The following is a 13,149-nucleotide window of genomic DNA, read 5'->3' on the forward strand; positions in this document are numbered from 1 at the left end:
CGTATCCTCCAAATGCGACGGGCGGATTGGGGGATAGCGCGATTGCCATACCTTCCCTCCGCCGGTCTTAACCGGTTCAGGTTCAACGGGTCCGCTTGCGCATCTCAGCCAATCAAGGCCCCCCGAGGTGCAGACTGCATACTTGTAGCGCGCAGAAATGAAAAGGGTTGGTCTTTTCGGGGTTAATATACCTTAAGCATGCAAGGGGACACGTAGCGCACATGTAGGGTTGAAAAGCGGTCCCCTACGGCAACATCGCCTAAAAAGCACGTCAATGGTTTCGTCATTCCTGATGCGTCGGGTGAAGTTTACAGATGTATGGTGTGGCTTCGGGTCAAACTTTTGAAAGGTACGCCATGAAAGTATTATCAACATTCACTTCGGCCCTCGCGATTTGCGCTGCAAGCGCAAGCGCGCACTCCACCCCCAGCGTTTCGCATGATGGCAGCACGATCACGCTTGGCTATAACTTCCACAATGACGCAGACGGCGCACCGTTCCGCGATAACTTTACGACGCAGTTAACGGCGGCTTCAAAGTATTCTTTAGGCGCAAATTTCGGTGCTGCTGTTTCATTGGTTTACAATAAAGAACAGCATCAAAGCAGCTTTTACTCCGAGCGGTACTTGATTGATGTGAACCCTTACTACGACTTGGGTGCCGGGTCGGCTGGCGTTTTCTATACTGCGATAGCCTATTACGATGGTGACTCGGAAACGCATGCGCAATACGGTGTGACCGCGGACTATAAGACCAACGGTATGGGTTTCGAAGCCTATGCAGGTCTATACGAGGAAGATCGTTCGTTTGAACAAGATACCTATGGGATAGCGGTCTCGTATGACGTGACGGACGCCGCAATGATCTACATTTCAGAGCGCAGAGACGTGAGCGATGGTGACTCTTATGGCCTTACCGCAATCGGCGGCACATACGACCTCGCAAACCTTACGGGGAACCTCCCTATCAGCATCCGTGCAGAGGTTTCTGGGTTTCATGATAACGACAACACCCTGAGCGAGGGTGACTGGACGCAGTTTTCGTTGATGGCTAGCTACAGCTTTGGGGATGGCGCAGAATCTATTTTCCGTGGTGTTCGCGCTGTAAATTACTACTACGACTGATTTCGACCGTTAAAAATTTAAGATCCGCGCCATCTTCGGGCGCGGGTCATTCTGTGACCTTTGTCGTTTAGCCGGGTTGAGCGTGACACAGTTTGCACATTCGGGAAAATCAGTCGCCTAGCCAACCTAGATTGAACAAACGCGGGCCTTCCTGTAATCGGGTTCCAACAAAAGAGGCGCGCATATGTCGATCAACAGTTTCGGACATCTATTTCGGTTTACCACTTGGGGCGAAAGCCACGGGCCCGCGTTGGGCGCAACCGTCGACGGCTGTCCGCCCGGCGTCCCGCTGGAACCTGCCATGTTGCAGCAGTGGCTTGATAAGCGGCGCCCCGGACTGAACAAAAATACCACGCAACGGCAGGAACCCGACGCCGTGGAAATTTTGTCGGGCGTTTTTGATGGCAAATCAACCGGAACGCCAATTCAGTTGATGATCCGCAATACCGATCAGCGCTCTAAGGATTATGGCGACATCGCCAATACCTTCCGTCCCGGTCATGCCGACATTACCTATCACCAGAAATACGGCATCCGCGATTACCGCGGAGGCGGTCGATCATCGGCGCGTGAAACAGCATCGCGCGTTGCAGCGGGCGGTGTCGCACGCGAAGCCATTAAAATGATCGCGCCCGGTGTTCAGATCAAAGGGTACATGACCCAGATGGGCGCAAAGCCGATCGATAGATCCAACATGGATTGGGATCAGATCGACCAAAACGATTTCTTCTGCCCGGATGCAGAGGCAGCTGCCGAATGGAACGACTATCTGGCATGGCTGCGCAAAGACGACCACAATTCGGTCGGCGCAATCATCGAAGTGGTGGCGCGCGGCGTACCTGCGGGCATTGGTGCGCCGGTTTATGCCAAGTTAGACACTGATTTGTCCGCGGCAATGATGTCAATCAACGCCGTCAAAGGGGTTGAAATTGGCGAAGGTATGGCCGCTGCTGCCCTGACCGGTCGCGAAAACGCGGACGAGATTTTCATGGGTCCAAACGGGCCGGAATACAGTTCCAACCATGCCGGTGGCATCTTGGGCGGCATCAGTACCGGGCAGGATATCGTGGTGCGATTTGCCGTCAAACCAACATCATCAATCCTGTCCCCGCGCAAGTCGATCCGGATGGATGGCAGCCCGACAGAGGTCATCACCAAAGGCCGCCATGACCCTTGTGTCGGCATCCGCGCTGTACCCGTTGGCGAGGCAATGATGGCGTGTGTTATCCTAGATCACCTGCTGCTCGACCGTGGTCAAACGGGGGGAATTCGCGGGCATATCGGCGCCTAGGCTGGGCCTTGATCCGATTTACTGCTTGGACAGTTGCACGGCCAAAATACCGCCCGCGATAATCACAACACCGACGACATCCATAACGCCGATCGCTTCGCCCAAAAGGACCGCAGCGATGGCGACACCCAGAAACGGATTAAGAAAGTGAAAGGTCGACGCCTTTACCGCGCCGATGCGCCCGACCAAAACAAACCACACCCATGTTGCGGCAAGGCCCGGAACCAGCGTCGTATATAAAAATGCGACGATCAACTTCCAGTTCCACGTGACTGTCCAGTCTTCGAAGACGATCGCAGGGCCAGCCAAAACAACAGATCCGACCAGCATTTGCAGCCCCACGATCATTAACACATTGCCCCCAGACGATGCGCCCATCACCGCTAACGTCGCAATCGTCAGCGCCACAACACCAATCAGGCAAAGCATCAAGCCAAATGGATCGACCCCACCTTGCAGGCGCGCACCCATAATCAGGGCAACGCCAATAACGCCAGCAATCAAACCGATCAGCCCGAGCGGCTTCACCTTGCGCCCGAAGATAACCCAACCGACCAGCGCAACCATCAATGGCATCGTTGACGCGATAATAGCAGCCAACGACGCCGGCACAGTCTGCATCGCAACAAAGTTCAATCCAAGATAGAGCGCATTCTGGCACAGTCCGAAAACCAGCACACCCAACCACTGCTGCCGGCTGAGTCGGACAGATTGGCCCAATGCAAAGGCGATGATAATTCCGATTACCCCGGAAACGAGGAACCGCAATGACAGCGCCGTCAGTGGCGGCGCATAAGCAACAATGACATGTGCAGAGGTGAAGGCCGATGACCACATCGACGCAAAGGCGAGCCCCATAAGAATCGCTTTAATATCCATTGGAAATACCCACCAAAATACTAGTCTACGATGAACAGTTTGGCCCCGATGGCCGTTGACGACCGGTGCGCCGCATCGCCAAAATCGGACACTTGATAGCTCATTCCAGCGGAGAGCGTCATTCTTCGCCCATCCTTAAGCTCTGATATCAGCTCGCCTTCAAGCACGTATAAAATGTGACCACGATCGCACCAATGATCCGCAACGTACCCTGCAGAGTAATCGACCTGCCTGATCCTGATGTCGCCAATCTGAATAGTCCGCCAAACCGCGGTGCCGGTTTCACCCGGATAAATGGTTTCGGCAACCGCAGACCAATCTGTGACCGTAAAGGGCATCGTGGGAATTTTCATGCGCAGACCTGTTGTGACGACAGCGACAAAAAAAGGCCGCCCGATATGGGCGACCTTTTCCTAACTTTACCTATGGCACAAGGCCAAAAGGCTTAGCCGTTCACGCTGTCTTTCAGCGCCTTTGCGATTGTCATTTTGACAACCTTGTCGGCTTCTTTTTTGATCTGTTCACCTGTGGCAGGGTTACGAACCATCCGCTCTGGGCGTTCGCGGCAATAGATTTTACCAACACCAGGAAGAGTCACGGCGCCGCCGCCTGCGACTTCTTTGGTGATGATGCTGGTTACAGCATCCAATGCAGCGCCTGCTGCTTTTTTGTCCAAGCCGGTCTCTTCGGAAAGTGCAGCAACAAGCTGAGCTTTAGTCATTGGTTTCGTCGCCATTTTCTGGTCTCCTTAATTCGCCCGACTTATGGGGCCTCTACCCGCGCATTTAACGGTATGTTGTGGGACACCACAACGATTAGTGTTCCATTTCAAGTGAAAACAGCGGCATTTCGCGTGTTTTTTGCACTTTTATAGGAACGCTGTCTCCTCAAAGCTGCGTAATTTGCGGCTATGGATGCGTTCTAGTGGCATTTCGCGCAGTCTTTCCATCGCGCGGATGCCGATCAGCAGGTGCGAAGCGACCTGTGTCTTATAGAAATCGGATGCCATACCGGGCAATTTCAGCTCTCCGTGCAGGGGTTTGTCACTGACGCACAGCAGCGTTCCATAAGGCACGCGGAACCGGAATCCGTTCGCGGCAATTGTCGCGCTTTCCATATCCAGCGCGACGGCACGCGATTGTGACAACCGCTGCACAGGTCCGGATTGATCGCGCAGTTCCCAGTTCCGGTTGTCGATCGTCGCAACTGTCCCGGTGCGCATGATCCGCTTAAGCTCGTATCCCTCTAGCTTGGTGACATCTGCCACCGCTGTTTCCAGCGCGATCTGAATTTCAGCCAACGCCGGGATCGGCACCCAGACGGGCAGGTCGGCATCCAACACGTGGTCTTCACGCAAATACGCATGCGCCAGAACAAAATCACCCAACCGCTGAGAGTTGCGCAAACCGGCGCAATGCCCCACCATCAGCCATGCGTGGGGTCGCAGGACCGCAATATGGTCAGTCGCCGTTTTCGCGTTTGACGGGCCAACCCCGATATTGACCAATGTGATCCCGCCACCATTCGCCCGTTTCAGGTGGTAGGTCGGCATTTGTGGCATCTTCGCCGGAATGGGAAGCGGTGCGTCCGCTGTCGTTATCTCAACATTTCCGGTGCTGACAAAACTGGTGTAGCCGCTATCAGGATCCGCCAGTTCTTTGCGCGCATAGTTTTCAAACTCTTCGACATAGAACTGGTAGTTGGTGAACAAAACGTGGTTCTGAAAGTGTTCAGGTGCGGTGGCCGTGTAATGGGCCAATCGGGCCAAGGAATAATCCACGCGCTGTGCCGTGAACGGTGCAAGCGGGCGGGCACCGTCAGGGTAAACAAACCCTTCGCCATTCACGATCGCATCGTGCGTGGTGCTTAGGTCTGGCACATCAAAATTGTCGCGCAGATTAAATTCCATGGACCCATCCTGCGGGACGGTCAGCGACGGATAGTTGGCTGCGGCAAAATGCACTGGCATCACCGTTTCAGACGACCCGATCATCACGGGCACCCCATGGCTATTCATCAAAAGCTGGATTTGCTGTTCAAGATAGGACGCAAAGAGGTCAGGGCGTGTGACCGTGGTTGCATAGGTTCCCGGTTCAGCCACGTGACCGAATGAGAGCCGGCTATCCATTTTGGCATGGGTCGTCGTCGTCAGCCGGATTTCAGGATAAAACGCCCGTACGCGCGTTTCGGGCTGGCCGTTTTCCAATGCTGTCTGAAAATTCTCTGACAGGAAAGTCACGGCAGTTCGGTATAGGTCTTGCAGCCGCGCAACGGCTGCCTTTGCGTCGGTAAACGCTTCATGTCCGCGCGCATCAGGTGTGCGGATAATGACCTTTGGTTCGTCGTTCATAGGTCGTCCTCAAATAGCTCTGTTAGTTCGAATTTTTCGACATCCACCAATCCCAGATCAGAAATCCGCAACGATGGGATGACAACAAGCGCCAGAAGCGAATGTTGCATATAGGCGTTGTTCAGCGTGCAACCACATTCGGCCATTGCGGCGACCATCTGGTCGGCTTTGGCCGCGACTTCGGCGGCAGGGCTGTCCGACATCAAACCCGCGATGGGCAGTTCGACCAACGCAAGTTCTTTGCCATTCTTCCAGACGGTTACACCGCCCCCGACCTGTCCCAGTCGGTTCGCGGCGGCGGCCATGTTCGCGCGGTCGGTGCCGACAACAATCATATGGTGGCTGTCATGCGCCACGGTTGACGCCATCGCCATTTTTCCGGTGTAACCAAACCCCGAAACAAAGCCGTTCACGACTTTGCCTGTGCCTTGGTGCCGTTCGACAAGCGCAATTTGATAGGTATCACCTTTACCTTCAACCAGCCCGTCAACCACGGGCAATTCCGCTGTCAGCGCCTCGGTCGGGGCTTGATTTTCGACGACACCGATCACTTTGGCCTTTACGCTGTTTTTGCCCGCAGGGGCATGGATCGCGAAATCGCTGTCATCCAGTTTCTTGCCCATATTTACGGTCTGGCGTGCATCGACGGGCCAGTCGTAATGCGGACAATCGACCGTGATCTTGCCACGCAATGCCACAGTTTTCCCGCGCGCGATGACATGTTCGATCGGCAATGTGGTCAGGTCAGATGTCAAAATCACATCGGCACGGCGACCGGGGGCAATTGACCCCAACTCGCGCTCCAACCCGAAATGGGTTGCGGTGTTGATCGTTGCCATTTGCAGCGCAATGACCGGATCGCACCCACAGGCAATCGCGTGGCGGACGACGCGGTTCATGTGCCCTTCGTTCACAAGCGTGCCGGAATGGCAATCATCGGTGCACAAGATGAAATTGCGCGGATCCAGCCCGCGTTCGGTCACGGCCGTGATCTGGCTTTCGACGTCATACCATGCGGACCCAAGCCGCATCATCGACTTCATCCCCAAACGCACCCGTGCAATCGCATCCGCCTCGGCGGTGCCTTCATGATCGTCGGACGCACCACCCGCAACATAGGCGGCAAAAGCATTGCCTTTGTCCGGCGAAGCGTAATGCCCACCGACAGTTTTACCCGCATTCATCGTCGCGGCCATTTCCGCCAGCATTTGTGGATCGCCGTTGACTACGCCGGGAAAGTTCATCATTTCGCCCAATCCGATGATGCCGGGCCAGCCCATTGCCTCGGCTACGTCAGCGGCGGAAATCTCGAATCCGGTAGTTTCCAATCCGGGGGCAGAGGGGGCACAGGATGGCATCTGCGTATAGATGTTGACCGGCTGCATCAGCGCCTCGTCATGCATCATGCGCACGCCACGCAGGCCAAGAACATTCGCGATCTCGTGGGGGTCTGTGAACATGGTGGTGGTCCCATGCGGGATCACGGCGGCAGCAAATTCTGCGGGCGTCAGCATCCCGCTTTCGATATGCATATGACCGTCACACAGACCGGGGATCATGTAACGCCCCGCCGCATCGATGATTTCTGTGTCGGGACCGATACAATGACTGGCATCGGGGCCGACATACGCAAAGCGCCCGTCAGCAATCGCAACCTGCCAACCATCCAGCACCTCGCGGGATTGGACATTGACCAATTGGCCGCCACGAATAACCATATCTGCAGCCGCGCGTCCCGCAGCGACAGCGACCAAACGGGGGGCAACTTCGGCCCAAGATTTGATGTGATGTTCCATGCACAATGGTTTCATTGATTTTGGACGGGTTCAAGGGGGGATACACCTGACGCGATCACCCAAATCGGGAAAAATGCCTGCCGCTAAGGCGCGCTGAAATTACGGCCGATCAAATTCAGTGCCACATGTCGGTAAAGCAGGCTCGGCAAATTTCTGACACACGATGCCAGCAGCCTGTCGCAAAAGGACCGCACCAGCGATGTGGCACGGCCCCGAAAAAGCATTGGTTTCTGGCAGCTTAATTAAACGTTGCCAGATAGGCGTAGATGTTTTCGGCTTGGTCTTCGTCACGCACCTGATAGGCCATTTTGCCACGGGCACGACTGTCGTCCAGTGCTTCGCGCAAATATCCCGTTGGGTTTTGGATATAGGCAACGAAAGAATCTTCGTCCCATACGGCGCCGGTTTCGCCCAGCGCAATGATGGAGTCGCCGTAACGGAAACCTTCGATGGATCCGATTTTACCGCCCGCGATACCAAAAAGGTTTGGACCTGTGCGTGCTGTCCGACCCGCCAAAACTTCGCCATTTTCGTCCTGCACGATGTGGCAAGACACACATTGACGGTTAAACTGTTCTTCACCTTCAGCGACATCACCTTCAGCGAAGGCGGGCGAGGCCAAGGCCGCCAAGGCGGCTAGGATTGTAAAATTCTTCATGATCGCGTTCCTTCTCGATCTCAACTTGTGACCGTTTGCCCCAGTCACTCCACGATATAGTGCACTAACGGGGTGATACCAAGTGTAATGACTTAGGTTTATCGACACGATGTTACAAACTAGCGCAGGCTGAACGGCTTGGCTGTGCGGCGTAGCCCCAAGTTTAGGGGCATCGTCACCTTTTGCCACCACGGATAGCCCGCAAGCGCCATGCCATCGCGTCGCGATCGATATCATGCTTTCTGCGCGCACGCCCATTTTCGGTCCAATGTTCGGGTGCATCCCACCGTTTGACGCGCGTTGCAGTGAACAGACTATCTGAAAAAATTGTAAGCATGACTTTCTCTTTCCTTGTGCTGATGGTCTGAGAATGCATATTTATATGTGTTCATACGACTCTGTATGATTTTCAAAATGATAGTATAGCTAACATATGAACTGGCATGAGATCCCGTCATTGGCGGCGCTACGCGCCTTTGAGTCCGCAGCGCGTGCTGGGTCGTTTTCGCAGGCAGCGCGGGAATTGAACGTGACACATGCGGCAATTGCGCAGCACGTTCGCGCAATCGAAGCAGAGCTGGGCACATCATTACTGGTGCGGCAGGGTCGCGGGGTCGCGTTAACAGATGCTGGCGCGCGATTGGCTGATGCGCTCTCGGATGGTTTTGGCCAGATTGTGTCAGGGGTGAAGGCTGTGCGCAGTGACACCGAAACGCGCCCTCTTGCGGTCACCGTCACCCACAACTTTGCGGAACGCTGGTTGATGCCGCGGATTTCGCGGTTTTGGGCGGATAACCCTGACATTGCGCTTTCGATTGTGCCTAGCAACAAACTGATCGATCTACGTCGCGATAGTTATGATTTGGGTGTGCGATACGGGGATGGGCAGTGGCCGGGGCTTGAGGCGACCCATCTTGTTGCCGCAGATTACACGGTCGTCGCGGCACCAGACAGTTTGAATAATCAAAGCGATGCGGCAGACCTGCCTTGGTTTTTCGAAGACGACCACCAAGAAGCCCGTCGCTGGGTCACAGATGCAGGCCTGATTTCGCAAAATCAGCGCGTCATCACGGTGACAACCTTAGGCATGGCGCTTTCGGCGGTCAGATCGGGCGGCGGGATCACAGTGGCGGCCAGCACGCTGGTCCAAGACGATATCAGTGCTGGACGGTTGGTGGCGGTCAGACAAACACAGCCGTTGGGGTTAGGGTACTACATCATCCACCCCCCCGGCGTGCTATCAAAGCGGGTGAAAATATTTAAATCATGGTTGCTGAAGGCGCTTTAACGCGGGCTGCGTTTCGCCAGAATGCGCTGCAATGTGCGGCGATGCATGGATAGGCGGCGCGCCGTTTCCGATACATTCCGATCACACAACTCGTAAACGCGCTGGATATGTTCCCAACGCACCCTGTCCGCGCTCATCGGGTTTTCTGGCGGCGGCGGCAATTCATCGGTCCGCGCAAGAAGCGCATTTGTGACGTCGGTCGCATCGGCAGGTTTTGCCAAATAGTCGGTCGCGCCCATCTTGACAGCGGCGACAGCGGTCGCGATCGCACCATAACCTGTCAGTACGACAATCCGGCTTTCGGGGCGGCGATTGCGCAATATCTCGACAACGTCCAACCCGTTGCCATCCTCAAGCCGCAGATCAACCACCGCATAAGCAGGAGGGCGCGCTGAAACGATTGCTTTACCGGCCGCGACGGATTCAGCCATCTCGACAATGAACCCGCGTTTTTCCATCGCTTTAGCAAGACGGCGCAGGAACGCATCATCGTCATCGACAAGCAAAAGGCTTTTGTCGTCTCCAAGGTCAAGTGGTGCGCTTGTCATCGTTACGTCCCCGACTAATTTTAACAGAGTTTAGGCCTGCGACGCCCGCCGTCAACCGCGACATCAGTATCATTGATCCGCATTGACCGGGTGCGTATCAAGGACCGACCCCGTGCGATAGGATCTGCGACCAAATGTCCATGACCGAATTTCAGCTATTCCAAGAACAACAGCATAGTAACTGGGTGCGTCTGCGCACGCTGACCACGCTGCGGTGGTGCGCGATCGGGGGCCAGTCTGTTGCGATTATCGTGGCAACACTTGTCTACGGCCTGCAAATCGAAGTGTGGCTGGCGGGGTTGGTCGTTGCCGTTCCGATGATTGCCAACCTGATCGTCCATTTCACCTACCCCGAGAACAAGCGCCTATCGGAACGCGAGGCAGCACAATGGATGTTCTTCGACCTTATTCAATTGGGACTGTTGCTGTTTGTAACCGGTGGGCTGAACAACCCGTTTGCGATGCTTGTACTGGCGCCCGTCACGGTCGCCGCCACAGTTTTGCACCGCAGTAGTACGATCGTTCTAGGTGTGACAGCGATCATCGTCATTTCGCTGATCAGTCAATTTCACCTGCCACTTGTTATGGCGAACGGCGCCAGCCTTGTTTTGCCTGCAATCTTTCGGTTCGGGTTCTGGATTTCACTGGTGATCGGTGTGATTTTTTTGTCGATCTATGCACGTCAGGTTACAACCGAAATGCACGCCATGCGCGAGGCATTGGTCGCCACCCAACTTGCGCTCGCGCGCGAACAAAAGCTGACAGATCTGGGTGGTGTGGTGGCTGCGGCCGCACATGAACTGGGAACTCCGTTGGCGACCATAAAACTTGCCAGCAGTGAACTGATGGAAGAACTGAGTGATCAGCCAGAGCTGTTCGCGGACGCAAACCTTATCCGTGAACAGGCAAACCGTTGCCGTGATATCCTGCAATCGATGGGGCGGGCGGGGAAAGACGATCTGCATCTACGGTTCGCCCCACTGGAAACCGTTGTACGCGAAGCAGCAGAGCCGCATGCAAGCCGTGGAAAGTTTGTCCAGTTTCGAATTGATCGCAATATCGAACATCAGCAATCGCAACCGGCAATGGCCCGCCGCCCCGAGATCATCCACGGGCTTCGCAACCTCATCCAGAACGCTGTCGACTTTGCCCAAGAACAGGTGAACGTCGATCTATCGTGGTCGGATACTGCCATCACGGTGCGCATCATGGACGATGGCCCGGGTTTCCCCGCGTCAGTGTTCGGCCGCATCGGCGACCCTTATGTGCGTCAACGAAGATCAACAGAAGAAGGCGACCCGCGTCCAGGTTATACGGGCATGGGTCTTGGCCTGTTCATCGCCAAAACGCTTCTTGAAAGATCAGGTGCATCTTTAAAGTTTGCAAACAGCCGCGACGGTGGACCGGGCCAAGGTGGTGCGGTCATTGATGTAACATGGGCACGCAGCGACCATCATGACCGCGCACCGCTGGGTGAAAATCAACGTCACGGCCCTGCAGCGTGACCCGGTAAAGAGGCTTAACCCGACATTAACCTTAAGATTAGATGATTGTCCCACATCTATGAGGGGCACCGTCAGATGGTAGTGAGTCTATACACTTTTGCGATTATGGGGGTCGCAACAACGATTGCGGTTTTTATTGCTGCGACAACATTGGCTAAGAAAAGCCGCACACAAAAATTGATGCAACGGTCCGTCAAAGCCCTGCGCGTTGGCCCGGTATTTTTGTTCGATCAAGGCCAGCTTGTCGATGCGACGCCTGACGCGCTGTCACTGATTGCGACTTACAGTGATCAGATGTCGGATTTTGACGCAATGATCCGGATGCTGGGTCCGCACTTTCCAAAGTTGCGCGACGTACTGGAAAGCCCGCCGGAAAAAAAGCGAACGATAGATGCGCCCACATGTCCCGACCTTTGGCTCGAGATCAGTGAAACAGCGGGGCGGCTACGCATCGCCGTTTGCGGTGGAAGCAAGACGACCACACAACCCGTCAAAGACTCCCTTGAGCGTGACATACACCTATCAGAGCTTGCCATGCTGCGCGAAATCACCCAGCACACCCCGCAGCTCATGTGGCATGAAGATCGCGCCGGACGGCTGATTTGGGCGAACCAAGCCTATATGAAAATCGCCGATCAAATGATGCCACCGCATGCCAACAGCCAAGCGATTTGGCCTAACACCTCTATTTTTCCTAATCTACACAATTTTCCAGGGCCGAAAGGGACATCATTTCGGCGGCTATCCGCAAAGCTGTTTGGTCAATCAGCCGAGCATTGGTTCGATGTTACCAGCACGCCTTTGGGCACCGGATTTTTGCACTTTGCCACGGATGCAAACGCGATCGTCCGGGCCGAACAGCAGCGCAGAAGTTTCGTCCAAACATTGGGCAAGACATTTGCAGAGCTTTCTACAGGTCTTGCTGTGTTTGACAAAAGGCGCGAACTGGCGATGTTCAATCCGGCCCTGCTGGATATGACCGGCCTACCTTTCGATTTTCTCAGCAGTCGCCCATCGCTTGATGCTGTTTTGGACCGGCTGCGCGAAGCACGAAAATTGCCGGAACCCAAAAATTATGCATCATGGCGCGAACAGTTCAAAGCGCTCGAGGATGGTGCCAAGAACGGCACCTATAGCGAAAGGTGGGCGTTGCCAGACGGTCAAACTCTGCGCGTTTCTGGCCGCCCGCACCCCGATGGCGCGTTTGCCTTCCTTCTTGAAGACGTGAGCGCAGAGGTGTCGCTGACCCGTCGGTTCCGGTCAGACATAGAAACCGGACAAGCCGTGTTGGATAGCGTTTCAGAAGCGATCGCTGTGTTTTCCAGCGCAGGCCATTTGGTGATGGCGAACAAAGCCTACGTCGACTTATGGCAGACGAACCCGGCTCTTTATCATGAACACAGGATGCTTCAGACAGAAATGAAAGTCTGGCAGCGACACAGCGACGGTAGTCATATTTGGACACAGATCCGTAACTTTACACACCAGCTGGGGCCGCGAGCATCCTTTACCGACAGCACTGTGATGGACGATGGCCGCCCGTTACGCTGCCACGTCAGTGCAATCACCGGCGGAAAGACACTTGTGAAGTTCACCGCTGACGCCCACATCAATCCGGTACTCCAAAAATTGAACATGCGCGATACGACGATCAGGATTGGAAAACGCTGATTTGACCTTGCAGGTGGCGCACCACACAATAGTGTTCAG

12 protein-coding genes and 1 riboswitch are annotated in these 13,149 nt (G+C 55.0%); of the genes, 5 read left to right on the top strand and 7 right to left on the bottom strand.

All coding sequences use genetic code 11. The features are described 5' to 3' along the window. Positions 1 to 36: 36 nt before the first annotated feature. A riboswitch (TPP riboswitch) is annotated at positions 37 to 135 on the bottom strand. Positions 136 to 356: 221 nt separating this feature from the next. Both ACXJGX_RS07575 and aroC read left to right on the top strand, forming a co-directional pair. Continuing rightward, entirely contained in the window at positions 357 to 1,124 is a 768-nt protein-coding gene (locus tag ACXJGX_RS07575) for a hypothetical protein (protein ID WP_474780209.1), read from the top strand. A 184-nt stretch (positions 1,125 to 1,308) separates the two neighbouring features. Then, positions 1,309 to 2,415: a chorismate synthase gene (aroC, locus tag ACXJGX_RS07580; RefSeq protein WP_474780211.1), complete on the top strand. Its 1,107-nt coding sequence runs from the start codon at positions 1,309 to 1,311 to the stop codon at positions 2,413 to 2,415. An 18-nt stretch (positions 2,416 to 2,433) separates the two neighbouring features. Here the strand turns inward: aroC and ACXJGX_RS07585 are convergent, their stop codons facing one another. The 6 genes from ACXJGX_RS07585 to ACXJGX_RS07610 all read right to left on the bottom strand — a co-directional run bounded on the left by ACXJGX_RS07585 (position 2,434) and on the right by ACXJGX_RS07610 (position 8,098). Next, a complete protein-coding gene (locus tag ACXJGX_RS07585) occupies positions 2,434 to 3,294 on the bottom strand; it encodes a DMT family transporter (protein ID WP_474780213.1) in 861 nt (286 codons plus the stop codon). Positions 3,295 to 3,314: 20 nt separating this feature from the next. Then, complete coding sequence (locus ACXJGX_RS07590; protein ID WP_474780215.1) at positions 3,315 to 3,647, bottom strand: DHCW motif cupin fold protein; 333 nt, start codon at positions 3,645 to 3,647, stop codon at positions 3,315 to 3,317. A 92-nt stretch (positions 3,648 to 3,739) separates the two neighbouring features. Next, positions 3,740 to 4,030 (bottom strand): HU family DNA-binding protein, encoded by a 291-nt coding sequence (locus ACXJGX_RS07595; RefSeq protein WP_474780217.1) that lies wholly within the window; start codon positions 4,028 to 4,030, stop codon positions 3,740 to 3,742. A gap of 132 nt (positions 4,031 to 4,162) precedes the next feature. Continuing rightward, a complete protein-coding gene (locus tag ACXJGX_RS07600; protein ID WP_474780219.1) occupies positions 4,163 to 5,644 on the bottom strand; it encodes an AMP nucleosidase in 1,482 nt (493 codons plus the stop codon). After that, complete coding sequence (gene ade, locus ACXJGX_RS07605) at positions 5,641 to 7,440, bottom strand: adenine deaminase (RefSeq protein ID WP_474780220.1); 1,800 nt, start codon at positions 7,438 to 7,440, stop codon at positions 5,641 to 5,643. The genes ACXJGX_RS07600 and ade overlap by 4 nt, the downstream gene beginning before the upstream one ends. 238 nt (positions 7,441 to 7,678) lie before the next feature. Beyond that, a complete protein-coding gene (locus tag ACXJGX_RS07610) occupies positions 7,679 to 8,098 on the bottom strand; it encodes a c-type cytochrome (RefSeq protein WP_474780222.1) in 420 nt (139 codons plus the stop codon). Between the two features lie 433 nt (positions 8,099 to 8,531). Here ACXJGX_RS07610 and ACXJGX_RS07615 point away from each other — a divergent pair, with 433 nt between their 5' ends. After that, positions 8,532 to 9,386: a LysR substrate-binding domain-containing protein gene (locus ACXJGX_RS07615; protein WP_474780224.1), complete on the top strand. Its 855-nt coding sequence runs from the start codon at positions 8,532 to 8,534 to the stop codon at positions 9,384 to 9,386. Here the strand turns inward: ACXJGX_RS07615 and ACXJGX_RS07620 are convergent. Beyond that, positions 9,383 to 9,934, bottom strand: coding sequence for an ActR/PrrA/RegA family redox response regulator transcription factor (locus ACXJGX_RS07620; RefSeq protein WP_474780226.1), 552 nt, complete (start codon positions 9,932 to 9,934; stop codon positions 9,383 to 9,385). The two genes, ACXJGX_RS07615 and ACXJGX_RS07620, sit on opposite strands and share 4 nt — an antisense overlap. Positions 9,935 to 10,068: 134 nt before the next feature. Between ACXJGX_RS07620 and regB the strand changes: the two genes are divergently transcribed. Both regB and ACXJGX_RS07630 read left to right on the top strand, forming a co-directional pair. Then, positions 10,069 to 11,439: a sensor histidine kinase RegB gene (gene regB / locus ACXJGX_RS07625; RefSeq protein ID WP_474780228.1), complete on the top strand. Its 1,371-nt coding sequence runs from the start codon at positions 10,069 to 10,071 to the stop codon at positions 11,437 to 11,439. 75 nt (positions 11,440 to 11,514) lie between these two features. After that, complete coding sequence (locus ACXJGX_RS07630) at positions 11,515 to 13,110, top strand: PAS-domain containing protein (RefSeq protein ID WP_474780230.1); 1,596 nt, start codon at positions 11,515 to 11,517, stop codon at positions 13,108 to 13,110. Positions 13,111 to 13,149: the final 39 nt, after the last annotated feature.

The organism is Yoonia sp. SWMV100 (genome assembly GCF_056108365.1).

What these genes read in the sequence shown, in the direction of transcription:
- ACXJGX_RS07585 (WP_474780213.1), bottom strand. Translation starts at nt 3,294, where the DNA reads ATGGATATTAAAGCGATTCTTATGGGGCTCGCCTTTGCGTCGATGTGG.
- ACXJGX_RS07600 (WP_474780219.1), bottom strand. Translation starts at nt 5,644, where the DNA reads ATGAACGACGAACCAAAGGTCATTATCCGCACACCTGATGCGCGCGGA.
- ACXJGX_RS07615 (WP_474780224.1), top strand. Translation starts at nt 8,532, where the DNA reads ATGAACTGGCATGAGATCCCGTCATTGGCGGCGCTACGCGCCTTTGAG.
- ACXJGX_RS07595 (WP_474780217.1), bottom strand. Translation starts at nt 4,030, where the DNA reads ATGGCGACGAAACCAATGACTAAAGCTCAGCTTGTTGCTGCACTTTCC.
- ACXJGX_RS07610 (WP_474780222.1), bottom strand. Translation starts at nt 8,098, where the DNA reads ATGAAGAATTTTACAATCCTAGCCGCCTTGGCGGCCTTGGCCTCGCCC.
- ACXJGX_RS07575 (WP_474780209.1), top strand. Translation starts at nt 357, where the DNA reads ATGAAAGTATTATCAACATTCACTTCGGCCCTCGCGATTTGCGCTGCA.
- ACXJGX_RS07630 (WP_474780230.1), top strand. Translation starts at nt 11,515, where the DNA reads ATGGTAGTGAGTCTATACACTTTTGCGATTATGGGGGTCGCAACAACG.
- regB (WP_474780228.1), top strand. Translation starts at nt 10,069, where the DNA reads ATGTCCATGACCGAATTTCAGCTATTCCAAGAACAACAGCATAGTAAC.
- ade (WP_474780220.1), bottom strand. Translation starts at nt 7,440, where the DNA reads ATGGAACATCACATCAAATCTTGGGCCGAAGTTGCCCCCCGTTTGGTC.
- ACXJGX_RS07590 (WP_474780215.1), bottom strand. Translation starts at nt 3,647, where the DNA reads ATGAAAATTCCCACGATGCCCTTTACGGTCACAGATTGGTCTGCGGTT.
- aroC (WP_474780211.1), top strand. Translation starts at nt 1,309, where the DNA reads ATGTCGATCAACAGTTTCGGACATCTATTTCGGTTTACCACTTGGGGC.
- ACXJGX_RS07620 (WP_474780226.1), bottom strand. Translation starts at nt 9,934, where the DNA reads ATGACAAGCGCACCACTTGACCTTGGAGACGACAAAAGCCTTTTGCTT.